Origin of the sequence: Psychromonas sp. (assembly GCF_047632955.1) — a bacterium.
GTDB lineage: Bacteria > Pseudomonadota > Gammaproteobacteria > Enterobacterales > Psychromonadaceae > Psychromonas.
Genome location: NZ_JBLIED010000009.1, coordinates 1 through 22259, shown reverse-complemented (window position 1 = coordinate 22259; position 22259 = coordinate 1). Strand labels below are relative to the sequence as shown.

26 protein-coding genes are annotated in these 22259 nt (G+C 40.0%); 14 read left to right on the top strand and 12 right to left on the bottom strand.

What is annotated here, in order from left to right; all coding sequences use genetic code 11:
- Window positions 1-4: 4 nt before the first annotated feature.
- Window positions 5-1645 (bottom strand): anthranilate synthase component 1, encoded by a 1641-nt coding sequence (locus ACJAZP_RS08000; protein WP_415230217.1) that lies wholly within the window; start codon window positions 1643-1645, stop codon window positions 5-7.
- A gap of 430 nt (window positions 1646-2075) precedes the next feature.
- On the opposite strand from ACJAZP_RS08000, the gene rnm reads away from it, so the two are divergent.
- The 4 genes from rnm (at window position 2076) to galU (ending at window position 5601) form a co-directional block, all read left to right on the top strand.
- A complete protein-coding gene (gene rnm / locus ACJAZP_RS07995; RefSeq protein ID WP_415230216.1) occupies window positions 2076-2930 on the top strand; it encodes an RNase RNM in 855 nt (284 codons plus the stop codon).
- Window positions 2931-2947: 17 nt separating this feature from the next.
- Window positions 2948-3568, top strand: coding sequence for an L-threonylcarbamoyladenylate synthase (locus tag ACJAZP_RS07990; protein WP_415230215.1), 621 nt, complete (start codon window positions 2948-2950; stop codon window positions 3566-3568).
- A 159-nt stretch (window positions 3569-3727) separates the two neighbouring features.
- Window positions 3728-4612: a 23S rRNA pseudouridine(2605) synthase RluB gene (rluB, locus tag ACJAZP_RS07985; RefSeq protein WP_415230214.1), complete on the top strand. Its 885-nt coding sequence runs from the start codon at window positions 3728-3730 to the stop codon at window positions 4610-4612.
- A 161-nt stretch (window positions 4613-4773) separates the two neighbouring features.
- Entirely contained in the window at window positions 4774-5601 is an 828-nt protein-coding gene (galU, locus tag ACJAZP_RS07980; protein WP_415230213.1) for a UTP--glucose-1-phosphate uridylyltransferase GalU, read from the top strand.
- A 55-nt stretch (window positions 5602-5656) separates the two neighbouring features.
- Here galU and murQ read toward each other — a convergent pair whose 3' ends face one another.
- Window positions 5657-6556 (bottom strand): N-acetylmuramic acid 6-phosphate etherase, encoded by a 900-nt coding sequence (gene murQ / locus ACJAZP_RS07975; RefSeq protein WP_415230212.1) that lies wholly within the window; start codon window positions 6554-6556, stop codon window positions 5657-5659.
- A 203-nt stretch (window positions 6557-6759) separates the two neighbouring features.
- Here murQ and ACJAZP_RS07970 point away from each other — a divergent pair, with 203 nt between their 5' ends.
- Both ACJAZP_RS07970 and ACJAZP_RS07965 read left to right on the top strand, forming a co-directional pair.
- Window positions 6760-7089: a CidA/LrgA family protein gene (locus ACJAZP_RS07970; protein WP_415230211.1), complete on the top strand. Its 330-nt coding sequence runs from the start codon at window positions 6760-6762 to the stop codon at window positions 7087-7089.
- Window position 7090: 1 nt separating this feature from the next.
- Window positions 7091-7768 (top strand): LrgB family protein, encoded by a 678-nt coding sequence (locus tag ACJAZP_RS07965; RefSeq protein ID WP_415230210.1) that lies wholly within the window; start codon window positions 7091-7093, stop codon window positions 7766-7768.
- A gap of 103 nt (window positions 7769-7871) precedes the next feature.
- Here the strand turns inward: ACJAZP_RS07965 and purN are convergent, their stop codons facing one another.
- Window positions 7872-8534 carry a phosphoribosylglycinamide formyltransferase gene (gene purN, locus ACJAZP_RS07960; RefSeq protein ID WP_415230209.1) on the bottom strand — a complete coding sequence of 221 codons (663 nt, stop codon included), beginning with the start codon at window positions 8532-8534 and terminating at the stop codon, window positions 7872-7874.
- 6 nt (window positions 8535-8540) lie between these two features.
- Window positions 8541-9581 (bottom strand): phosphoribosylformylglycinamidine cyclo-ligase, encoded by a 1041-nt coding sequence (purM, locus tag ACJAZP_RS07955; RefSeq protein WP_415230208.1) that lies wholly within the window; start codon window positions 9579-9581, stop codon window positions 8541-8543.
- A 362-nt stretch (window positions 9582-9943) separates the two neighbouring features.
- On the opposite strand from purM, the gene ACJAZP_RS07950 reads away from it, so the two are divergent.
- Together ACJAZP_RS07950 and hda are read left to right on the top strand one after the other, a co-directional pair.
- Window positions 9944-11008 (top strand): DUF2066 domain-containing protein, encoded by a 1065-nt coding sequence (locus ACJAZP_RS07950; RefSeq protein WP_415230207.1) that lies wholly within the window; start codon window positions 9944-9946, stop codon window positions 11006-11008.
- A 12-nt stretch (window positions 11009-11020) separates the two neighbouring features.
- Window positions 11021-11749 carry a DnaA inactivator Hda gene (gene hda / locus ACJAZP_RS07945; protein WP_415230206.1) on the top strand — a complete coding sequence of 243 codons (729 nt, stop codon included), beginning with the start codon at window positions 11021-11023 and terminating at the stop codon, window positions 11747-11749.
- Between the two features lie 37 nt (window positions 11750-11786).
- On the opposite strand, the gene ACJAZP_RS07940 is transcribed toward hda, so the two are convergent.
- Genes ACJAZP_RS07940 through ACJAZP_RS07920 form a run of 5 tightly spaced genes read right to left on the bottom strand, consistent with a single transcriptional unit; the run spans window position 11787 to window position 14431 of the window.
- A complete protein-coding gene (locus ACJAZP_RS07940; RefSeq protein WP_415230205.1) occupies window positions 11787-12167 on the bottom strand; it encodes a DUF2069 domain-containing protein in 381 nt (126 codons plus the stop codon).
- 42 nt (window positions 12168-12209) lie between these two features.
- Window positions 12210-12572 (bottom strand): arsenate reductase (glutaredoxin), encoded by a 363-nt coding sequence (arsC, locus tag ACJAZP_RS07935; protein ID WP_415230204.1) that lies wholly within the window; start codon window positions 12570-12572, stop codon window positions 12210-12212.
- A 46-nt stretch (window positions 12573-12618) separates the two neighbouring features.
- Complete coding sequence (locus ACJAZP_RS07930) at window positions 12619-13059, bottom strand: YcgN family cysteine cluster protein (protein WP_415230203.1); 441 nt, start codon at window positions 13057-13059, stop codon at window positions 12619-12621.
- Between the two features lie 48 nt (window positions 13060-13107).
- Window positions 13108-14145 carry a lytic murein transglycosylase gene (locus ACJAZP_RS07925; protein WP_415230202.1) on the bottom strand — a complete coding sequence of 346 codons (1038 nt, stop codon included), beginning with the start codon at window positions 14143-14145 and terminating at the stop codon, window positions 13108-13110.
- Window positions 14135-14431 (bottom strand): YcgL domain-containing protein, encoded by a 297-nt coding sequence (locus ACJAZP_RS07920; protein WP_415230201.1) that lies wholly within the window; start codon window positions 14429-14431, stop codon window positions 14135-14137. The genes ACJAZP_RS07925 and ACJAZP_RS07920 overlap by 11 nt, the downstream gene beginning before the upstream one ends.
- Window positions 14432-14555: 124 nt before the next feature.
- Here ACJAZP_RS07920 and minC point away from each other — a divergent pair, with 124 nt between their 5' ends.
- Genes minC through minE form a run of 3 tightly spaced genes read left to right on the top strand, consistent with a single transcriptional unit; the run spans window position 14556 to window position 16356 of the window.
- A complete protein-coding gene (gene minC, locus ACJAZP_RS07915) occupies window positions 14556-15263 on the top strand; it encodes a septum site-determining protein MinC (protein ID WP_415230200.1) in 708 nt (235 codons plus the stop codon).
- 12 nt (window positions 15264-15275) lie between these two features.
- The gene (gene minD, locus ACJAZP_RS07910; protein ID WP_415230199.1) at window positions 15276-16088 is read left to right on the top strand and encodes a septum site-determining protein MinD; all 813 of its coding nucleotides are present in this window, start codon (window positions 15276-15278) and stop codon (window positions 16086-16088) included.
- A 1-nt stretch (window position 16089) separates the two neighbouring features.
- The gene (gene minE / locus ACJAZP_RS07905; protein WP_415230198.1) at window positions 16090-16356 is read left to right on the top strand and encodes a cell division topological specificity factor MinE; all 267 of its coding nucleotides are present in this window, start codon (window positions 16090-16092) and stop codon (window positions 16354-16356) included.
- Between the two features lie 130 nt (window positions 16357-16486).
- Here minE and ACJAZP_RS07900 read toward each other — a convergent pair whose 3' ends face one another.
- On the bottom strand, window positions 16487-17047 hold the full coding sequence (locus ACJAZP_RS07900) for a peptidylprolyl isomerase (protein WP_415230197.1): 561 nt from the start codon (window positions 17045-17047) through the stop codon (window positions 16487-16489).
- 24 nt (window positions 17048-17071) lie between these two features.
- Window positions 17072-17575, bottom strand: a complete 504-nt coding sequence (locus ACJAZP_RS07895; protein WP_415230196.1) for a YajG family lipoprotein — start codon at window positions 17573-17575, stop codon at window positions 17072-17074.
- A 1101-nt stretch (window positions 17576-18676) separates the two neighbouring features.
- Here ACJAZP_RS07895 and uvrB point away from each other — a divergent pair.
- Entirely contained in the window at window positions 18677-20689 is a 2013-nt protein-coding gene (gene uvrB / locus ACJAZP_RS07890; protein ID WP_415230195.1) for an excinuclease ABC subunit UvrB, read from the top strand.
- 55 nt (window positions 20690-20744) lie between these two features.
- On the opposite strand, the gene ACJAZP_RS07885 is transcribed toward uvrB, so the two are convergent.
- On the bottom strand, window positions 20745-21329 hold the full coding sequence (locus ACJAZP_RS07885; protein ID WP_415230194.1) for a Maf family protein: 585 nt from the start codon (window positions 21327-21329) through the stop codon (window positions 20745-20747).
- 299 nt (window positions 21330-21628) lie between these two features.
- Here ACJAZP_RS07885 and yceD point away from each other — a divergent pair, with 299 nt between their 5' ends.
- Window positions 21629-22150, top strand: a complete 522-nt coding sequence (gene yceD, locus ACJAZP_RS07880; protein WP_415230193.1) for a 23S rRNA accumulation protein YceD — start codon at window positions 21629-21631, stop codon at window positions 22148-22150.
- An 18-nt stretch (window positions 22151-22168) separates the two neighbouring features.
- A partial coding sequence (gene rpmF, locus ACJAZP_RS07875; RefSeq protein ID WP_415230297.1) for a 50S ribosomal protein L32 occupies window positions 22169-22259 on the top strand: 91 nt, incomplete at its 3' end.

The window sequence follows — 22259 nt, the reverse complement described above, 5'->3', positions numbered from 1 at the left end:
CTTGTTACTCTCCATTGTCTGTAGTTGAAGAAACCACTGTTAAGGGCGTTTCTGGTTCTGGTAAAGAGACGTCGGCAAGTGTTGTACCGTGCGCTAATGCAATAGCATTTAATACCGCAGCGGCTTTACTGCGCGTTTCATCGGCCTCTGCTTGCGGTATTGAATCAAAGACCACCCCGGCACCTGCCTGCGCTTGTGCGATACCCTCTTTGACAAATGCCGAACGAATAACAATACAGGTATCCATATCACCACTGCCGTTGATATAACCCACCGCACCGCCGTAACTGCCGCGGCGCTTTTGTTCTACCTGACGCACCAGATTCGAAGCACTTATTTTAGGTGCGCCTACTAAAGTGCCCATATTCATGCATGCCTGATAAGCGTGCAGTGCATCTAAATCGGTACGTAATTTTCCGATAACGCGAGAAACCAAGTGCATAACGTGGCTGTAGCGGTCTACTTTTAATAAATCCGCAACATGCCGCGTACCCGGTTCGCTGATCCGCGCGACGTCATTACGGGCTAAATCAACCAGCATTAAATGCTCGGATGTTTCTTTCTGATCTAAACGTAATTCTAATTCAAGGCGACTGTCTAAATCTTTATTGATGCTGCCGTCGGGATTAAATCCACGCCGTCTTGTCCCTGCAATGGGATAAATTTCCACATCATTGGATGCTTGAGTATATTTAATGGCACTTTCCGGTGATGCGCCAAACAGCGTAAAATTACTGTCTTTTAAATAAAACATGTAAGGGCTGGGATTGGTTTGTTTGAGTTTTGCGTAAGCGCCGATCGGATTAGGACAAGCCAGCGAAAAACTTCGAGAGGGTACTACCTGGAAAATATCCCCTTTTACTATGTACTCTTTAAGCTCTTCAACAATCGCGCAATAGGCTTGATCTGAGACATCCGCAGTGACTTTCCCGGTTAAGGGAATAACCGGATTGTCGGGTGTTTCAAAATCAAGACATTGTTGCTGTATTTCCGCTAAACGCCTATTCAGGCGCTGCTCGTTTTCATCGGAGTATAATCCGCCAAATACCGAAGCGATTAATTCCCCTTTCTGAGTTTGATGATTCTGAATCATTAATGTTTCAGCGACATAAAACATAAAATCTGGGCAAATATTATCACTCTCGGGCACGGCCATTAAATCTTCAAAGGTAGCGATAAAGTCATAGGCAAAGACACCGCCTAAAAATAAGGCCTGCTGATGAGAAGATTGGGTTTTAATACGCTTTACAATGAAGCGCAATGCATCCACTGGAGAAGATGATTTTAAACGTTGTTCTTCATCGCCGCTGTTATCTGATTTTGGGAAAATAAGCTGTAATTGCTTGGCGGAATGTTTTGTGATTATTTGTGTGGAAAATTGCGGTGTAATAAAAGTAAGCAGATCTTTACCGTTATCTGTTAATGCATCTAAGGTAACCGTGAGACCATTGCAGGTTATTTTCATGCAGGCATCAATCAGCATTAAGCTTTTTAAATGGTTTTTACTTTCAATCTCTGCGGAATCAAATAATAGATGATTATCGGTATTGGCACTGAACGTTTGAAATAAGCCGAGCGAGTCACTGATATATTCACAGTCTTCAGAAATGCTTTTTAATACGCCGATGGGATGATTAGTATTCATTTTTTATCCTTTAAAATTATCTTTGTTAACGGGGGCCGAATTATTTACATCTGCCATCGCCAAGACTGTTTAAGGATTTTATTGGTATTATTCATGTTTGTTCTCAAATTTTTTAAAAGCTAATACCCAAATACAAAAAAAGCCCGCATATTGCGAGCTTAAAATTTGGTTTTTTGGAAAAGATACAGATATAAAAAAACCTCATTGCCCGCTTAGGATAATGAGTGCCACCAAGAATCATTAAGAGAAATTTTTGTTAAAATCATATATCATGTCTTCCATAAAGTTATGACACCATTTTTTGCGATTATGCTTTTAATGTCAAGGTGATTCTTAGGATATTATCGTTATTTGGATTTGATTCACGTGCGAAGTTTTTGGAAATTGATATTAATGGCTGTTTATTCGCGTTAACTCCTTTGGAATATTCATGTTAATTGATCTTCACTCACATACCAAAGCTTCTGACGGGCAGTTAACACCGAAAGAATTGGTTATGCGGGCAGCAAATCGTCAGGTCAATATATTAGCTATTACAGATCACGATACGGTCGACGGGTTAGCTGAGGCGCAGCAAACGATTATTGACAATCAACTCAAACTCACCCTTATCAATGGTATTGAGATAACCACCAATTGGTTAAATCATGAGATCCATGTGGTCGGTGTTAATATTGATCCGCTGCATCCCGGCTTAAGCGAGCTTATCAAGCTGCAAAAAGAAAAACGTGAAACGCGGGCTATTGAGATGGGTTCACGCCTGGCCAAAGCGAAAATACCCGGCGTTTACGAAGGTGCAAAAACATTGGCGGGTGATGGTGCGATTACGCGAGCACATTTTGCGCGTTATTTAGTTGAAACCGGTGTTGCACCGACTTTTCAAAAGGTTTTTGATAAATATTTAAGCCGTGGAAATACCGGTTATGTACCGCATAATTGGGTAGATTTAGAGTGCGCCATAAAGGTTATCCATCAAGCCGGCGGGCAGGCCATTTTAGCGCATCCTAACCATTACGGCTTATCTAACAAATGGATGCGTCGTTTATTAACTGAATTTAAGCTGCTTAACGGCGATGCCATGGAAGTGGCAATGGGTCAACAATCACCGCAAATGCGTTTACAGCTTGCAATTTGGAGCAATGAGTATAACTTGCTCGCTTCACAGGGCAGTGATTTCCATTTTGTCGGCCGTTGGCGGGATCTCGGTAAAGCATTACATTTACCGGAGACAGCTCAACCTGTTTGGGCTGATTGGCCAAGTTATTTGTCAGCAACGTTAGTATAGAAAGAAGAAAAAATACAATGAGTCAATTTTTTTATGTACACCCTGAAAATCCCCAAGTTCGGTTAATTAAACAAGCGGTCGAGATATTGAAAAAGGGTGGAGTGATTATTTACCCAACGGATTCCGGTTATGCCTTGGGTTGCACCATGGACAATAAACACGGTTTGGAAAGAATCTGTCACATTCGGGATTTAAATAAAAAGCACAATTTCACCCTGGTATGCCGTGATCTCTCTGAAATAGCGACCTATGCACGTGTGGATAATCAGGCCTATCGTGCGCTTAAAAACAATACCCCGGGTGCCTATACCTTTATTTTCAAATCCACCAAAGACCTGCCTAAACGTTTAATGAATCCGACTAAACGCACTATCGGCATTCGTATTCCCGATAATGTGATTGCACTGGCATTATTAGAAGAGTTGGGTGAGCCTTTAATGACCACAAGTTTGATTCTGCCTGGCAATACCAGTACTGAATTTGATCCTGAAGATATGAAAGATACATTATCCCATCAAGTAGATTTGATTATGACCGGCGGGTATTTAGGCGAGGCGCCAACCACTGTTATTGATTTTTCCGATGATGATGTGGTTATCTCGCGGATTGGTGCCGGGGATATAACACCCTTTCAATAAATAATTTTCGTTGTTGCTCGATAATTATCGCGCAACAAGGTATTAAGAAGTAGAACAGTTTGCCAGCATCGGAAAATTTTATTTTGTATCGCATAAAACGGTGAAATAAAATAACCAGTAATGGTATTGGCATAATGAGAATTACCCAAGGAATATAAAATGAGTGAAAAGTTACAAAAAGTATTAGCACGAGCTGGTTTAGGATCGCGTCGTAAAATGGAGCTTGTTATCCAGGAAGGGCGTGTCAGCGTAGACGGCAAAGTAGTCGCGCTTGGTGATCGCGTTGAAGAAGAGCAGGTGATTCGTGTTGATGGGCATATCGTCAAAAATAGAACACCTGAAAATGCGATCTGCCGAATTCTTACCTATAACAAACCTGAAGGTGAAATTTGTACGCGCAGTGACGAAGAAGGCCGTACCACTGTATTTGAACGCTTACCGAGTTTGAAAGGTGCTCGTTGGATTTCTATCGGACGTTTAGATATCAATACTTCCGGTTTGCTGCTGTTCACTACCGATGGTGAATTTGCTAATAAAATGATGCATCCCAGCCAACAAATTGAACGTGAATATGCTGTTCGTGTATTTGGTGATGTGACCGATGCGATACTCAATCGTTTACGTATGGGCGTGCAGTTAGAAGACGGTGAAGCGAAATTCTTAGACATCAAAGAATCTGGCGGTGAAGGAATTAACCGTTGGTTCCACGTTGTTTTAACCGAAGGCCGAACACGTGAAGTGCGCCGTCTATGGGAAAGTCAGGGATTGCAGGTTAGCCGCTTAATGCGCGTGCGTTATGGTAATATCGCCTTAAATAATCAATTACCCCAAGGTGGTTGGAGTGAGCTTAATCTTAAGGAAGTCAACTATTTACGTAAATTAGTTGATATGCCTAAAGAGACTGAGTCCAAAGTTAAGGTCGATGTGGCTAAAGATTCTAAATTTACCAATCCGCAGGCGCGTATCCGTCGAGCGGTAAAAAAACATGCCCTACATCGTAAGGCCGGGGAACGCCGCCGTACTAAAACACGTACACGCAGTTAATTCAGCACTCAAATAAATTTTTAAAAAAGCATACTCCGGTATGCTTTTTTTTTAATAAATACTTTAAATTGCTAACTTAAGTTTTTATCTTCCAGTTTTAATGGTAAATTATTATTATTGACCATCAACTATATTAACTCACCGCATTAAATAGGAATCTCATGATTAAAAAATGTTTATTTCCCGCTGCAGGTTATGGCACCCGTTTTTTACCGGCAACCAAATCAATGCCGAAAGAAATGATGCCGATTGTTAACAAACCGCTTATTGAGTTTGGTGTTGATGAAGCTTTAGAAGCCGGCATGAATACCATGTGTATAGTCACTGGGCGTGGTAAACACTCCCTGATGGATCATTTTGATCTTAATTATGAATTAGAAAACGAGATCAGCGGTACTCCGAAAGAAGAAAAATTAAAAGATATTCGCTTAATAATGAACCGCGCAAATTTCACTTATATTCGCCAACGTGAAATGAAAGGCCTGGGTCATGCGATTTTAGTCGGTAAAGAGTTAATTGGAGATGAACCTTTTGCGGTGGTGCTTGCTGATGATTTGTGTATCAATCAAGACGATGGTGTCTTAAAGCAGATGGTTGATTTGTATAAACAATTCCGTTGCTCAATCGTTGCCGTTGAAGAGGTGCCTGAAGATCAAATACACAAATATGGCGTGATCAAAGGGGAAATGATTAAAGATAATATCTACCGTGTTGATGATATGGTTGAAAAGCCTGCACCCGGTACAGCACCGAGTAATTTAGCGATTATTGGCCGTTATATTTTAACGCCCGATATTTTTGATATTATTGAGGAAACAACTCCCGGCAAAGGTGGCGAAATACAAATTACCGATGCGCTGCTGACTCAGGCAAAAAGAGGATGTGTTCTGGCTTATAAATTTAAAGGTAAGCGTTTTGATTGCGGCAGTGTACCTGGATATATTGAAGCTACAAACTATGTCTATGATAATATTTACGAAGACAAATAACAGCAAAAATTAAAACCCGCAAAGGTGCCTGCTTCTTTGCGGTTCTTTAAAACTCTTATTTATTGATTGCCTGACGGATATAACCGTTATTTTCCGTTAATAATGCGCTGGCCTGATTAGCATCTGTATTGGTTAAAATCATCACAATGGCGGTTTTACAGTGTCCAGCGCATTGTAGTAAGGCCTTTTCGGCTTGCTCCCGCCGGCAATCGGTAGCTGCGACCACGATCTTTTTTTGTCGTTCGACAAGCTTGGCGTTTGTTGCCTGTACATCCACCATCAAATTACCAAAAACTTTGCCGGTACGGATCATCGCTCCCGTGCTGAGCATGTTTAAAATTAATTTTTGAGCTGTTCCGGCTTTTAAACGCGATGAACCGCTCAGTACCTCTGGGCCGACAACCACGCAGATATCAACATCACTGATTTTTGACATCATACTGCCGGGGTTACAGTTGAGACTTATTACCTGTGCACCGATCGATTTTGCGTAGTGCATCGCCCCGATAACATAGGGAGTAGATCCACTGGCTGCTATGCCTACCAGAATATCATTTTTAGTGAAGTTGATATTTTGTAAATCAAATTTACCCGCTTGAGGATTATCTTCTGCATTTTCTACGGCTTTTAAGATCGCCTCATGGCCACCTGCAATCAAAGCAGTTACCTGCTCAGCGGGTGTTCCAAAAGTTGGCGGGCATTCGCTAGAATCTAAAATTCCCAGACGGCCCGAGGTACCGGCACCACAATAAATAAGTCGGCCCTTTTGCTGAAAAGCAGCACTAATTAAATCAACCGCCTGGGTGATCGCCGGCAGAGTCAATTCCACCGCCAATGCGACTTTTTTGTCTTCTTCATTGATAACGGTAAGCATTTCAAGGGTTGATAGCGTATCAATGTTAGTGCTGGCAGCGTTGCGGCTCTCTGTCATCAAAATTGCGCAAGGTATTGACATTTTTATGCTCTTTAATTAATAAGTAGGAGTTTTTTTGTTCCAGTTAAACGAAGTTATTATCCTTAAATTCACTCTTTCGATATAATATACCAACCTTCTAAAATTAATAGGTTCAATATAACATGATGAACTTTAACACCCTCCTCGTACAATTAAAGAATTTTAAACTACTTGAAAAAATTATTGATTTTTCAAGAGGTTTTTTGATAATTTTATTATTTTTAAGTATTGGAAAGCTTATTAGCGGTTATCTTCCTTTTTCCTTTCCTGGCAGTATTATCGGCTTGATCTTACTTTTTGCTTCATTGAATTTGGGACTGGTCAAGGTTGAATGGATAATGTTGTCCGGATCCCTGCTGTTAAAATATATGGCGATCTTATTTATCCCTGTTGGTGTCGGGTTAATCAATCACTTGGACCTCATTTTTGATAATTTGTTGGTGATCACTTTTTCATTTATTTTTACAACCCTATTAATCCTTGTATCCGTGGGTCATTTGTACCAGTTTTTAAATAAAAAGGAGGAGCTTTAATATGCTTTTCTATCTGGCACTGCCCGGCACCTTATTAATATTTTTTGCAAGTAAAAGTTTATACGCAATTAAACCCTGGGCAATATTCCATCCGTTTTTATTATCCGTTTCAATATTGTTATTACTGCATTATTTTCTTAAATTAGATTATTTACAATATGAGCGGGGCACCTCTCTGCTGACCGCTTTATTAGAGCCTGCAGTGGTGATCCTCGCATTACCGCTTTATCTGCAGCTGCACCTTATTAAAGAAAAATTTAATGTTATTTTAAGCTCTTGTTTGTTAGCCGTTTTGATAGCTTTTAGTAGTGCGTTATTTATTATGCCGCTTTTAGGCGCTGATTTGGTTACTGCAGCTTCCTTGGCAGGACAACATGTTACTACGCCTATTGCCATGGAGATAAGTCGTAGTTTAAACGGGATTGTTTCATTAACGGCTGCGATGGTGGTCTGTGTTGGTATTCTAGGAGCAAGTGTGGGTGTGGCTTTTGTTAAATTATGCGGGGTGACGGATCAGCAGGCTCAGGGAGTGGCTATGGGTTGTGCCGCACACGCGCTTGGCACCGCCAAAATAATGGAAACAGATAAAGTGGCGGGCGCTTTCTCGTCTATTTCACTTATTATCTGCGCAATTTTATCCGCTATTTTGATGCCGCTGTTATACGCTTTACTTTTTTAACAAAAAAAACCGAAGCTTAACTTCGGTTTTTTGAACTTACATTGTCCCCAAATTACTTGAAGATACAAGCACCAGTATCTTCAAGTGGTTTAGAAATATATAACTAATCAGCAGCGTAACCATTAGCGGGCAGGATTAAATTATCCAAAAGTGCATGATTATTGACCATTTTTAAACGCCCGGATAAAAACCATTGTATGGCTAAAGGGTAGATTAAGTGTTCTTGAGTTAATACTCGCTCGCTCAGCTCGTTAGCGCTATCTTCACTGAAAATAGGCACTTTAGCCTGTAAAACTGTTGCCCCGGAATCTAATTCTTCCGTGACAAAATGAACACTTGCTCCATGCTCGGAGTCACCTGCATCGATAGCTCTTTGATGAGTATTTATTCCCTGATACTTAGGTAATAAAGACGGGTGGATATTGAGCATCCTGCCCGTATACTTATCAATAAATTGCGCGGTTAAGATGCGCATAAAACCCGCCATCACAATCAGGTCGGGTTGGTATTGATCAATTTCCCGGCTTAATAAAGCATCATACTGCTCGCGTGAACTAACCCCTTTGCTGATAATAGCCTGATGCTTAATGCCCGCATTCTGAGCGCGTTGTAAACCATAGGCATCGGCTTTATTGCTTAATACGGCAACAATTTCAATTTGTTGATTATTCAGCTCAGTATTATGCAGCTTATCAATGATATTTTGCAGATTACTGCCGTTACCGGAGAGCAAAACGACAATTTTTTTAGTTGCTAAAGTTGCCATAATTGCTTAGTTAATCTCTACTTGTGCTTCATCAGCTGCGGCATCTTCGATATGACCCAGTACCCAGGCATTTTCACCTTGAGCCGTCAGTATTTCTACTGCTCTGTCTTTTTCTGCGCTAGGAACAACAATCACTAGGCCAACACCGCAGTTAAATGTACGGTACATCTCTTCTGTTTTGACGTTACCATTTTCTTGTAACCAGTTGAAAATTGCAGGCCATTCCCAGCTTTTTCCGTCAACAACCGCTTTGCTTCCCTTTGGTAATGCACGCGGAATATTTTCCCAAAAACCACCGCCTGTAATATGAGAAATGGCATGCACAGGGCAGTTTTTGATTAATTCAAGCGTTGATTTTACGTAAATTTTAGTCGGTGTTAATAATGTATCACCTAATGTTGAGTCACCGAAGGGGGCACTGGTATCGGCTTTTGAGACTTCTAAAATTTTACGCACTAAAGAGTAACCGTTTGAATGCGGGCCACTTGAACCGACTGCTATCAGCGCATCGCCGGCGGCTACTTTTGTACCGTCAATAACATCCGCTTTTTCAACAACACCCACACAGAAACCGGCTATATCGTAATCATCACCTTCGTACATGCCAGGCATTTCAGCGGTTTCGCCACCGATTAATGAACAGTTCGATAATAAACAACCTTCACCAATACCGGTTACAACGGCTGCTGCAACATCAATATCCAGTTTTCCTGTTGCATAATAATCCAGGAAAAACAACGGTTCAGCACCTTGAACGATAAGGTCGTTGACACACATTGCAACCAAATCGATACCGACTGTATCATGCTTTTTGAGATCAATTGCCAGACGCAGTTTTGTACCAACACCGTCAGTACCTGCAACTAATAAAGGCTCTTTATAACCTGTCGGTAGTTGGCATAATGCACCAAAACCACCCAATCCACCCATTACTTCAGGGCGTTTAGTACGTTTTGCTACACTTTTAATACGTTCAACTAATGCTGTACCAGCATCAATATTTACACCAGCGTCTTTATAGCTTAAAGAGGTTTTTTCGTTGCTCACTTGCATTCCTCGCAGAATTAAATTTAAAAGCAATTTCGCTTTTATAGAATTTGATGGGTTAAAACAGCGTGCATTTTAGCATTTATATGAGCAGGATCTAATTATTTATGCATTGAATTGCTTGTTTAAGTAAATTTTCACGCATTTTTTCTAACATGTTCTCTTTATTGCGACATGCGATAGGATTTACTGACTATTTGGCTTAGCAGCGACTCTTATTTTCTTTGCTTAATGTTTTTAAGGTAAGTTCTCTTCGAACCGACCATTCTTAGCGTAATTACGATTAAATATGATTATCAACTTGCAATAGAATTTTATCTGCTTATGATCACTTTATTATTGTTTAAATGGTAGTTATATAAATGAAGCCAATGTTTGTAGTGCGTAATCTTTTTGTCTTATTTATTTCGTTCATCTCTTTCACGTCTTGTGTGTTAGCGGGACAGCTTGAAAACCTTTACCAAGGTAATATCATCGCCGAGAAACAGGGCGAACAGCAGTTAAAGGAGATGGCATTAGAGCAAGTGCTGATTAAAGTGTCGGGCAACCCAGAGATAAATACACTGGATGAAAGCCGGCAGTTATTGAAAAATACACAAAGTCTGTTAGCGCAATTTGGTTATCGTAATATTGAAGGTAAGCGCTACTTTATGGCGGTATTTGACCCCAGTAAAATAAACCAGGCATTAAAAGAGATGCAACAGCCTATTTGGGGCGAAACGCGACCTGAAACATTAGTTTGGTTAGTTGTTGATAGTGACGGTGAACGTAAACTTATTTCCGATACTATGATTAACGGTAATCAGGATGATGTGCTTTCTTCTGTCCTAAAAAGCACACTGCAGCAGCGTGGTATCAGCTTACGCTTTCCGTTGATGGATCTTGATGATAATTTGGCGGTTTCTCTCTCAGATGTTTCCGGTCGATTCTTTGATCAGATAGCCGAGGCTTCACAGCGTTATGATGCCAATCATTTTAACGTCGCTAATTTAAAACAGAAAGATCAACAAACATGGGAACTGCAGTGGGCGTTAGTGTATACCAACCCGCAATCAAAGAAAAATGAAGTGCTTGTATCTGATCTATTACGTGGCGATAAAGCCGTTATTTTAACCAAGATGACCGACCAGATTGCTAATTATTATGCTGACCAGTATGCAATATTGGCAATGGATACGGATAAATTTTCGCAAAGTATTTACATCAGCGGAATCAGTTCGTTGCCGCAATATGAAAAATTAAATCAAGTATTATCAGGGATCCTGGCAATTGCATCCTATGAAGTTGTGAGCGTTGACAACATGCAGGTAAAGGTAAATGTGAAGGTAAATGGAGGCATTAATAGTTTTAAAAATGCGCTTAATGTACAAACTAACTTACAATTAGATGCCTCTCAAAGTGAAGATTTTCACTTTAACTGGCGTTAATTAGGGAACTTCATGCCGCAGGATGAATTACGTTTTCAATATCCTTTACTCGCACTCAAATTTCCCGATGATGAAACCTTTGCAAGTTTTTATCCCGGTCAAAATTATAATGTATTAACACAATTAAAAAATAGTGTTGTGGGTTTGGGTGAGCCGGTTTTGTATATGTGGGGGGAGTCTGGCAGCGGTCGTTCTCATTTATTACATGCTCTGTGTTCAGAAGTTGATGACCGCGGCGAAAGTGTTGCCTATATTCCGCTGCAACACTATCAGGGCATGACCTTAGATATATTTGAAAATATGGAGCAGGTAACGCTTGTCTGTATCGATGATGTTGGCGCAATCGCGGGTAACGAACAATGGGAAAAAGCGCTTTTTGATTTTTATAACCGCTGGTCCGACAATAAAGAAAATCGCTCGTCCGGCGCCAGTTTGGTGCTTTGTGCCAACAATCTCCCTAAGCAACTTGGTATAAAACTCAATGATCTTGTTTCACGGCTTGAATGGGGAGCTTGTTACCATTTAAGCCCGCTTAATGAAGAAGACAAGCTCGGCGCTCTGCAATTACGCGCGCAATTAAAGGGTATGAAGTTGCCCGTGGATGTTGGGCGTTTTTTGTTAAATCGTCTGTCACGGGATATGAATACTTTATTGAATACGATTGATCAATTAGATAATGCGTCGTTAGAAGCTAAGCGTAAATTAACCATTCCCTTTGTCAAAGAGGTGCTGGTCCTATAATCACTTCAAGATGCTCTCTCTTGTCGTGATAGGAATGCTAGTGACTCTTTTTTTTACGGATGCTTAATCCCAATTCACGTCCTCGGTATTTCGCAAAATAAATATTTCCCGTTAAGAAAAAACAAGCCAGCAATAATTCCATACTCGCTAATATTAACTCACCCGGTTCATTAAATAATATAACAATGCTGTGCATTAAATAAAATAATGCCAGAAAACCAGACCATGCATAGGTATAAGGATTGCCCTGTAAAATACCTTTTAATGGAAATAACAGGGGAATAAACCAGATGCAGGTAACCAGCCAGGGATTGATATTTAATGAAGGCGGAGATAACCACAAATGCCAAACAGGAATAAGGAGCAGTAATCCAAAATATCCCGTTTTGGCCAATAATTGATAGTGTCGGGTTTGCATAAAATTCAACTTATTAAATAAAACCTGCAGTCAAAGCCGCTGTTAAAGGATGCTTAATACTGACTCGGGCGGGCGGCCTATAACCGCTTTCCCATTCGCTAATACAATTGGGCGTTCAATTAATTTAGGATTTTCCAGCATCGCTTCTAATAAAAGCTGTTCATCGTTTTGATCTTTAAGTTTTAATGTTTTATAAACGGCTTCATTGCTGCGCATCAGTTGACGGGCAGAGTCAAAACCTAATAGTTTAATAATGCTTTGCAGTTGTTCAAGCGTTGGCGGCGTTTCGAGATACTTTATTATCTTTATATTATCGCTATGGTTCTCGCTATGCTCTTGCAGTAACGCTAAGGTTGTGCGGCTTTTAGAACAACTTGGGTTGTGATAAATAATACTGTCGGTCATCTTTTTCCCTTACAAGTTAGATTGTTATGAATTTCACGAAAGACAATTATTGGGCGGGCCAAATAGCAATATAGTCTTCGAGCTTTTCAGGATCAATACTGCTTTCAGATATGATTTTCCCGCGCACTGAAAAGCCCCCTTTATGCATCGCTGATTTACTGCCTGTAATTAACGGGTGCCATTCCGGTATCGCCTTTCCTTCTGCTAAGCGCCGGTATGCGCAGCTTGCGGGTAACCAATGAAATTGCTGAATGTCATCCAGTGATACTTTTACACAATCGTTGACCAGTTTGAAGCGCTGGTCGTATTTGCGACATTGACATGATTTGGTATGCAACAGGTGGCAGGAAACATTAGTGAAATGCAGCTCCTCGGTTTCATCATCGATTAATTTATTTAAGCAACATTTACCGCAACCATCACAGAGAGACTCCCATTCTTGATCGGACATTTTAGACAGTGTTTTATATTCCCAGAATTTTTTCATATTTCTCTTATTTATTAAATTGGATCTGCAGTCTGTCAGCAGAAGTTATCACTTCTCTGTTGCATCTATGCTCGGTTGATTAATACGCTCTGACAAATAACTGACCGCCGTGGCAAAATAATATGAACGGTTCCAGTGCATTAAAACATGGTAGTTATTGTATGCGAGATAGATTCTTCCGTTTTTATCATCGGGAATAACAATAGTTGCATTAATATCAACCTTAGGTAGGGCATCTCCGTTATAACGGCGGACGCCTAAATCTTGCCATTCCTGAAGGGACTTTTGCACCTTACTCTCCGCTAATTGAAGATCAAAATCAGCGGGTAATAGGACTTGTCGTCCCCAAGTTTCATCGGCATGCCAACCTTCGGTCTTCAGGTAATTTGCCGCAGAGGCAAAGATATCGGCATAGGTATTCCAAATGTCTTTTTTACCATCACCGTCATAATCAACCGCATAGTTAAGATACGAAGTGGGCATAAACTGTACCTGCCCCATGGCGCCGGCCCATGAACCGATAAAATCTTTAGGCTGTACGTGTCCTTGCTGCAGAATAAGTAATGCTGCGAACAACTGTTTTTTAAATAATGCTTCGCGGCGGCCTTCATAGGCCATTGTTGTCAAAGAGGAAATAATATAATGATTGCCGGTAAAACGGCCGAAATTTGTTTCAATACCCCACAGGGCGACAATAAAGCGTGGCTGCACTCCGTATGCTTTGCCTATTTCATGAAGCAACTGGTAATGCTTTTTATAAGCTTCCCTTGCCTGTTCTATTTTCCAGTCGGGAACGGCTCTTGGTATATAAGTATCAAGGGTTAATTTAAATTCAGGTTGTTCTTTATCGGATTTAACACTGCGTTGTAAAAATTCTACATTAGCAAATGCCTTGTCGATAACCTCCGCACTAATGCCATTTTCTTTAGCTTCAATCTTGAGTTGTTTCACATACTCGGGAAAAGCTATTTTATCCTTGTTGGTGGTCTCTGCATTGACCAGCGGGCTAAATAATAAGCCGCTGAAAATAGTCAGAAAAAGCATTTTTATTGGCGACGAGAAAGTGAGTTTTTTATCAAATTTCATGTTTATTGGCCTGCTGTTTTTTTTTCCAGTTTTTATGTTCTTTGAGATGATCAACCGGAGGAGGAGGAAGTTGCAAATAATAACCATTATTTGCAATAGCAGAGAGTACTTTTTCAGCCTCTGCAAGCGCAAATTTTGTTTGTAAATTAATATTTAATATTGAGATCAACTGCGGCGGACCAAATTGTGCCAGCAATGGATCCGGGACTGGAGAGAAATCATCCCGTTTTGCAACAAACAGATAAGTCTGTGATTTGCGAATACTTTTATATACAGCACATAACATAATACTAATGTAGCCCTTGACTTGCCTATTTAGATGGCAAACTATAACATGCATCAGTACAGTTTTTTAAAAAATGTACTGTATTTTGAGTCAAATAATTATGATAATCATGGATAGGATGAGTATGACCTTAAAATCATCAAATTTTACTCTTCTGGTAGTGGATCTCGAGAGTGAAAGCCTGACTACTTTAGTGAAAGAGCTGCACAAAAAAAGTATTACGGCACCGGATTTTTTTCAAAATGCAGCTGTGGTAGTCAATATTGAGAATGCAGCACTTAAAATAGATTTTGCTGAGCTGAAACAGAGTCTCAATGAGCAGGGTTTTATTTTAGTCGGTATTTCAGGTGACTTATCTGAGCTGCAAAAAGAGCAGATAAGCGCACAGAATATCGCCATATTGAGACGTTCTAAGCGGCAATCGAACAAAATAGCAAGTACAGAAGCAGCCGTAGAGCCGAGTCAGTTAGCGGAGGTTCCCCGTCCGCCGAATGTACTTAAAACAAAAATTTATAGCGGACGAGTTCGCTCTGGGCAACAGATTTATGCCAAAGAAACCGACCTTGTGATCCACGGTGATGTTGGTGCCGGAGCTGAAGTTATCGCCGATGGTAATATTCATATTTATGGTAAATTAAGCGGTAAAGCACTGGCCGGGGCAAGAGGTGACAAAAGTGCCTGTATATTTTGCCAGGCACTAAAACCAGAATTGCTTTCGATCGCTGGAATTTATAAATTAAGTGATGATTTAGTGAATGATTATGTTGCTAAAAGTTGCATGGTATCATTACAAAATGAACACATAGTATTGGCCAAATTACATCTGGGATAAGGAATCTTAATAATGGCGAAAGTAATTGTCGTGACATCAGGTAAAGGTGGTGTCGGTAAAACAACAAGTAGTGCTGCAATTGGTAGTGGTCTTGCAATGACGGGCGCAAAAACCGTTATTATTGATTTCGATATTGGTTTACGTAACCTGGATTTGATTATGGGCTGCGAACGTCGAGTTGTTTACGATTTAATTAACGTGATAAATGGAGAAGCAAACCTACAGCAGGCGTTGGTTAAAGATAAACGTATTAATGATCTTTATATATTACCCGCTTCGCAAACCCGTAATAAAGATGCATTAACTAAAGAGGGAGTCGAGAAGGTCATCAATACCCTAAAAGCTGACGGATTTGAGTACATTATTTGTGATTCACCTGCGGGAATTGAGCAGGGAGCAATGATGGCACTTTATTTTGCAGATGAAGCTATTGTAACAACCAATCCTGAGGTTTCATCGGTGCGCGATTCAGATCGTATTACGGGTATGCTATCCAGTAAATCTTACCGTTCAGAACAGCAACTTGACCCTGTCAAAGTACACCTTTTGATTACCCGTTATTGCCCTGAACGTGTTGAACGGGAAGAGATGCTCAGCCTTGAAGATATTAATGATTTATTAGGCATTGAATTGCTGGGAGTGATTCCTGAATCCAAAGATGTGTTAAGCGCCTCAAATTTAGGGGAGCCTATTATTCTCAATCAAGATAGCGACGCGGGAAAAGCTTATCAAGATGCCGTGGACCGTTTGCAGGGTATTGAGCGTGAGTTGCGTTTTGTTACTTATCAGAAAAAAGGTTTCTTAAGCCGTATGTTTGGAGGTTAATGTGGGATTATTAGAATATTTCAGAAGGGATAAACCGAAAAAAAGCAGTGCGAGATCAGCGAAAGATCGTTTGCAGATTATTGTTGCACATGAGCATTCAAGTTCGGTAGCCCCGTCATATTTACCTGAAATGCAAAAAGAGATCGTTGAAGTCATTCGAAAATTTATGCATATATCAAATAACGATGTTAAATGTGAATTCTCAGATAATGCCGATGATGATATGTCTGTATTAGAAGTAAATATTACTTTACCTAAAAATAAATAGTTTTAATATCAAGGCGACTGCGAGTCAGCGTTAAGTTTCCTGTTGTTATTTGTAACTGTTTTTATTCAGCCGGGTGTTGGTTTTCTAACACCCGGCTGAATCATGTATAAAAACGGTGTTGATAAAAATGTTAATCAGTGTTCGAGTGCAGCTCCTTGGCTGCTGAGATGCTCTTAATAATAACAGTGTGAAGGGGTTTGTCACCGGCACCGGTCTTCAGTGATGCGATTTTATCCACAACCTCCATCCCATTAATCACCTTACCAAATACGCTGTAACCCCAGCGATCATCCTGCGCATTCAAAAAATCATTATCTTTGTGATTAATAAAAAATTGGCGAGTTGCAGAATCCGGATTGTTGGTTCTTGCCATGGCAATGGTACCGCGTTTATTGCTTAAACCGTTGCGCGATTCATTCTCTACTGCTGCAAAAGTGGCTGCTGCTTTTCCCGATACCTCAAATCCCCCGCCCTGGATCATAAAATGATTAATAACACGGTGAAAAGTCGTTTGCTTAAAACCATCTGTTTGCACATAGTGCAAAAAATTGGCAACTGTTTTTGGTGCGAGCGTTGGATATAATTCAATAATGACGGGACCTTCCGATGTTTCCATTAAAACAGTTGGGTTTTCATTCGAAAATACCGATGTGCTGATAAAAATCAGAACAATAGATAATAAATGTTTCATGGTGTTTCCTTGTATTGATATAAGTTAGAATTTTTCCAGCTTGCTCTTAAGTTCTGGATCTTTCACTATTTCAGTTAACAGTCGTGATAACTGCTTATTGAGCTGTGCACTGATTTTTACACCATTGGCATTAAAAGGCGCTTCTGAACCGGCGTGTGAATTAAATGTTTTACTAAATGTTTTGTTATTTGATTTGAGTTGGATTTTTATAACCACTTCAGAATCTATTTTATGCTTATAGGTGGACTGCTTGACTTTTGCGAGTAATTTAATGAGCTGAACATCTATTTTGTAATCACTGTCAGGGGTAAGGTTTAATCCCTGAGCGAACCACTGTTGATGTAAGGTTTGCTGAATAATCAGACGACTGCTGTTTGATTCATTGACCAGCGTTGCGACGCCGTCACCTGCGCTTATTTCAATTAAATAGTGCGCAATACGCCGGTCCTGACTGCTCAGTGACCAATTGATATCGCTATTAATCACGGAGATATTTTTCTCAGTGGAAATTTCAGGTTGAACTTGCATTGTAGTGAGTACATTGCTGCAAGAAAATAAAAACAAGGTAGCTGATACTAACGTCAAAAGACGGATTGTTTTAAACCATGCGTGAATCACAACGGATATCCTTATGCTGAAGAAAAGGAAAAGATGATAACAAATCAGTTTGATTTGTGCTGTTTTTAAATAAACAAAGGGACTGTTTTTTTAAATATTTTGTATCTTAATTGTTAACATAATGTGTTTAAAGTATTAATGAAGATCTATTTTATGTCATTAGGTGTAATTTATTAGTCTGCCTTATTATTATTGAACATTTTATGTTTTTTTTTAAATATCGAAAAATATTAAAAGATCGCTCACTTAAGATCTTTTTTTGTTCACGTGAATTAGTACTACAAGCCTTATGGTTTCTAGCTTTAGAATGGTTATCCACTTTTTCTGTGGATAACTCTGTGGGGAGATTTATAAAAGCAGCCTGTAGCCCTTATCATTACTTAGTTTTTATTACATTGCAGTAAAAACGAACAAAATAAATTATCCAATAAAAACAATGAGTTGAAAATGTCAAATGGGTTGTTGGCGGGGCGTTTCGTAATCCGTCAAGAAAAATTAAATTATTATAAAGTCAATATTTAAATGTGAATTATTCCTGTTTAAACATAAAAAAGTGTTTGACATGCACAGAAAATAATTGGTTTTTATTGTTGCTTATTTAAACGCAACATCTGTCCTGTTTATAGCAAAAGATCGCTAAGGTAATGCTTTTAGAGATTTGTTATCTCTTTTGTTGGAAAATTAAAAAGTGCTAAAACAGCCCCTCTGCCGGCTGGATAAGTAACTAAAAAGAAGGGTAGGCAATATTTTTTTGGCTAAAGTGTTATTTTAACTTATTTTAAAAAACAGTTTCCCGAAAACTTTTCTGTTATCAAGATCTTTACGGGTGATAAAGGGCTGCAATAAAAGATCCATGCACGATAAAATGCTTTCCCCTCGAGCGCATATTATAGATGCCCAATATGCCGACATCACCATAGTAGGCAGGCTTGAGTAGGGATAATAATTAACTATTTTTCTGTGACCTGTTATGGGGTAATATTGATCTATCTAGGTTATAAGAGGTTACACATGGATAAGCGCTTTCAACTTGTTTCTCAATTCTCTCCTGCCGGCGACCAACCTCAAGCAATTGATAAATTAATTGATGGTATTGAATCTGGTCTCGCTTTTCAGACACTGCTGGGGGTGACGGGATCGGGTAAAACATTTACCTTAGCCAATGCGATTGCAAAGCTTAACCGTCCGGCATTAATTCTTGCGCCCAATAAAACCCTCGCTGCACAGCTATACGGTGAAATGAAAGCATTTTTTCCAAATAACGCAGTTGAATATTTTGTGTCCTATTATGATTATTATCAGCCTGAAGCCTATGTGCCCAGCTCAGATTCTTTTATCGAAAAAGATGCCGCTATCAACGCGCATATCGAGCAGATGCGACTTTCAGCAACCAAGGCGTTATTGGAACGCAAAGATGTTGTCTTAGTGGCTTCGGTATCTGCCATATATGGTTTGGGTGATCCAACCGCTTATTTGAAAATGATGCTGCACCTTACGGTAGGCGAAATAATATCAAGCCGTGAAATACTGCAGCGTTTAGTCGATTTACAATATAACCGCAATGAAACTGAACTGAGTCGCGGTACCTTTCGAGTGCGTGGTGAAGTGATTGATATTTTTCCTGCTGATTCGGAAAAAGAAGCCTTAAGAATCGAATTATTTGATGATGAGGTCGAGCAAATTTCAGTGTTTGATCCGCTTACCGGTCAAGGCATAGATAAGCTGGCGCGTGTGACTGTTTACCCTAAGACGCACTATGTCACTCCGCGTGAACAAATCCTTAAAGCGGCTGATGCCATTAAAGTCGAGCTGAATGAGCGTAAAAAAGAGTTTCTTGAGCAGAATAAGCTGATTGAAGAGCAGCGCATCTCACAGCGTACTCTGTACGATATTGAGATGATGAATGAGCTTGGGTATTGCTCCGGTATTGAAAACTACTCACGTTATCTCTCCGGGCGTAACCAGGGAGAAGCACCGCCTACCTTGTTTGATTATCTGCCCAAGGATGCTTTATTGATTATTGATGAAAGCCATGTCACCGTGCCGCAAATTGGTGCCATGTACAAAGGCGACCGCTCACGTAAAGAAAATCTTGTGAATTACGGTTTCAGGTTACCTTCAGCCCTCGATAACCGGCCCTTAAAGTTTGCCGAATTTGAAAAAATAGCCCCGCAAACGATTTATGTTTCAGCAACCCCCAGTGATTATGAAATTAATAAATCTCAAGGTGAGATCATACGTCAGGTTATACGTCCTACGGGGTTACTGGATCCGGTCATAGAAGTTCGTCCGGTAGTCACTCAGGTTGATGATCTGCTTTCTGAGATTAATATACGTTTACCCTTAAAAGAGCGTGTCTTAGTAACGACGTTAACCAAACGTATGGCGGAAGACTTGACCGATTATTTGCATGAGCACGGCATTAAAGCACGCTATCTTCACTCCGATGTTGATACGGTTGAGCGTGTTGAGATCATTCGCGATTTACGCTTAGGGGTTTTCGACGTGTTAATCGGTATTAACTTGTTACGTGAAGGACTGGATATTCCAGAAGTGTCATTGGTTGCTATTCTGGATGCCGATAAAGAGGGCTTCCTGCGATCTGAGCGCTCACTCATTCAAACCATGGGGCGTGCCGCACGTCATTTAAACGGTAAAGCCATTTTATATGCCGCTCGTATTACCGGCTCCATGCAGAGGGCTATCAAAGTAACCGAAGACCGGCGCGAATTACAAAACCAATTTAATATTGAAAACGGCATTATTCCCCAGGGTTTGTCAAAACAAGTTAACGATATAATGCAGTTGGGACAAAGAAACCCTAAAAAAGGCAACTCAAAACAGAATAAGGTTGCTGAGTATAAAGCAAATTACGAGATACATAGCGAACAGGATATTCTCAAACAGATAGCATTATTAGAAAAACAGATGTTTGCTTTTGCAAAAAATCTTGAATTTGAAAAAGCCGCACAGCTCAGAGATGAAGTGACTAAGCTACACGAGCAATTAGTAAGCGTAGGGTAATACCATAAGCGTTTAACTATTCTTAATATTTATCAGCTTATGGAGAATAAATGGCTTAACCTAATACTGGGAAATTCTCTTTTTCCAACATTTTAATTAATGAAATGAGGGGTAATCCAATCAGGCTGTTGGGATCTTTTCCTTCTAAGGATTCAAACAGAGCAATGCCGTAACCTTCACTTTTAAAGCTGCCGGCACAATTGAAAGGTTGCTCTGTCTCTATATAACGGTTGATCATTTGTTCACTTAATTCTCGAAACTGAACGGTATAAGGCTCAACCAGTGATTGCACTGTAGCTGTCCGCGTATTAAGCAATGCAAGCCCAGTGTAAAAAGTAATACGCTGGCCACTGGCCGCTTTTAATTGCTCAAAGGCATTAGCGGCGTTACCGGGTTTACCCAGAATTTTTCCTTGATTGACACAGACTTGATCTGATCCAATGATCAATGCGTCAGCAAATTGAGGTGCGATAGCTTGTGCTTTTGCGATTGCTAAACGCTCCACCAGTTCAATGGCGGTCTCTTCCGGTAGCGCCGTTTCATCGACATCAGGTTTCGCAGTAGTAAAGACCAGATGGAGCTTTTCCAGTAATTGTTTTCGAAAAGGCGAGGTGGAAGCTAAGATCAGTTTTTGAGACATATAATGCTCTCTGTTAAAATTTAAGGTTAAGGCATTTTATGGTGAGACAAATAATAAAGCGATAATTAACTTTAAAAAACATATTTTTCACTGCCGGCCAGATGCCGGGATAGGTATTATTTAGGCGCGAGATATTTATGTAAAAAACGGGGAAGTTTTATCTGCTGCTAAGACTTTATAGAGCACAAATTTCTGTATTCTAAAGCTTTAAAAATTTTTAGGCTTTAGAATAGAGAAATTTAACAAAAAGCGCGCTTTTTCTTTGACTATCTTGACAGCAATCTATAGTATTCGCGGCCATGCAAAACGTTAAATTGCCGATTAAGGTTGATCCTGTTCGAGCTGCACAGAAACAGTTGGAGTTGGAAGCTACAATTCCAAAAGAAATTTTGAGTAGATTAGCAGAGTCAACAATCAGCATTCAGTCTGATATCAAGACTGCTTTTTCATTTGATATTGATAAGCAAAAGCTGAGAATATTTCATGGTCAAGCCAGTGTTGCAGTAGAGCTTATTTGTCAACGGTGCAATGAGCCTATGATTTATCAGTGTGAAGCTGAATTTACATACTGTCCTGTTCACAATCAAGAACAGGAAGATAATTTACCTGACGCCTATGAAGCCATTTATTATGATGAAAATGGAGAAGTGAATCTTCATCAAATTGTAGAAGATGAACTGATAGTGACTCTTCCGCAAATTGCAAAACATGCAATTGAAGAATGTCAGCAAAGTGAGTTTGAACTTACCTTTGGTGAAATTGATGAAGTGGAACAGCGTCCTAACCCATTTGATGCTCTAGCTCAATTAAAGCACAAATAACCAGTAGGAATTTTTAACATGGCTGTACAAAAAAGTCGTAAAACTCGTTCAAAACGCGGCATGCGTCGTTCACATGATGCATTAACTGCTCCAGCACAGCTTTCTGTTG

Excerpts from the sequence above, each read along its gene's own strand:
- ACJAZP_RS08000 (WP_415230217.1), bottom strand. The coding sequence starts at position 1,645 with ATGAATACTAATCATCCCATCGGCGTATTAAAAAGCATTTCTGAAGAC.
- rnm (WP_415230216.1), top strand. The coding sequence starts at position 2,076 with ATGTTAATTGATCTTCACTCACATACCAAAGCTTCTGACGGGCAGTTA.
- ACJAZP_RS07990 (WP_415230215.1), top strand. The coding sequence starts at position 2,948 with ATGAGTCAATTTTTTTATGTACACCCTGAAAATCCCCAAGTTCGGTTA.
- rluB (WP_415230214.1), top strand. The coding sequence starts at position 3,728 with ATGAGTGAAAAGTTACAAAAAGTATTAGCACGAGCTGGTTTAGGATCG.
- galU (WP_415230213.1), top strand. The coding sequence starts at position 4,774 with ATGATTAAAAAATGTTTATTTCCCGCTGCAGGTTATGGCACCCGTTTT.
- murQ (WP_415230212.1), bottom strand. The coding sequence starts at position 6,556 with ATGTCAATACCTTGCGCAATTTTGATGACAGAGAGCCGCAACGCTGCC.
- ACJAZP_RS07965 (WP_415230210.1), top strand. The coding sequence starts at position 7,091 with ATGCTTTTCTATCTGGCACTGCCCGGCACCTTATTAATATTTTTTGCA.
- purN (WP_415230209.1), bottom strand. The coding sequence starts at position 8,534 with ATGGCAACTTTAGCAACTAAAAAAATTGTCGTTTTGCTCTCCGGTAAC.
- ACJAZP_RS07950 (WP_415230207.1), top strand. The coding sequence starts at position 9,944 with ATGAAGCCAATGTTTGTAGTGCGTAATCTTTTTGTCTTATTTATTTCG.
- hda (WP_415230206.1), top strand. The coding sequence starts at position 11,021 with ATGCCGCAGGATGAATTACGTTTTCAATATCCTTTACTCGCACTCAAA.
- ACJAZP_RS07940 (WP_415230205.1), bottom strand. The coding sequence starts at position 12,167 with ATGCAAACCCGACACTATCAATTATTGGCCAAAACGGGATATTTTGGA.
- arsC (WP_415230204.1), bottom strand. The coding sequence starts at position 12,572 with ATGACCGACAGTATTATTTATCACAACCCAAGTTGTTCTAAAAGCCGC.
- ACJAZP_RS07930 (WP_415230203.1), bottom strand. The coding sequence starts at position 13,059 with ATGAAAAAATTCTGGGAATATAAAACACTGTCTAAAATGTCCGATCAA.
- ACJAZP_RS07925 (WP_415230202.1), bottom strand. The coding sequence starts at position 14,145 with ATGAAATTTGATAAAAAACTCACTTTCTCGTCGCCAATAAAAATGCTT.
- ACJAZP_RS07920 (WP_415230201.1), bottom strand. The coding sequence starts at position 14,431 with ATGTTATGTGCTGTATATAAAAGTATTCGCAAATCACAGACTTATCTG.
- minC (WP_415230200.1), top strand. The coding sequence starts at position 14,556 with ATGACCTTAAAATCATCAAATTTTACTCTTCTGGTAGTGGATCTCGAG.
- minD (WP_415230199.1), top strand. The coding sequence starts at position 15,276 with ATGGCGAAAGTAATTGTCGTGACATCAGGTAAAGGTGGTGTCGGTAAA.
- ACJAZP_RS07900 (WP_415230197.1), bottom strand. The coding sequence starts at position 17,047 with ATGAAACATTTATTATCTATTGTTCTGATTTTTATCAGCACATCGGTA.
- ACJAZP_RS07895 (WP_415230196.1), bottom strand. The coding sequence starts at position 17,575 with ATGCAAGTTCAACCTGAAATTTCCACTGAGAAAAATATCTCCGTGATT.
- uvrB (WP_415230195.1), top strand. The coding sequence starts at position 18,677 with ATGGATAAGCGCTTTCAACTTGTTTCTCAATTCTCTCCTGCCGGCGAC.
- ACJAZP_RS07885 (WP_415230194.1), bottom strand. The coding sequence starts at position 21,329 with ATGTCTCAAAAACTGATCTTAGCTTCCACCTCGCCTTTTCGAAAACAA.
- yceD (WP_415230193.1), top strand. The coding sequence starts at position 21,629 with ATGCAAAACGTTAAATTGCCGATTAAGGTTGATCCTGTTCGAGCTGCA.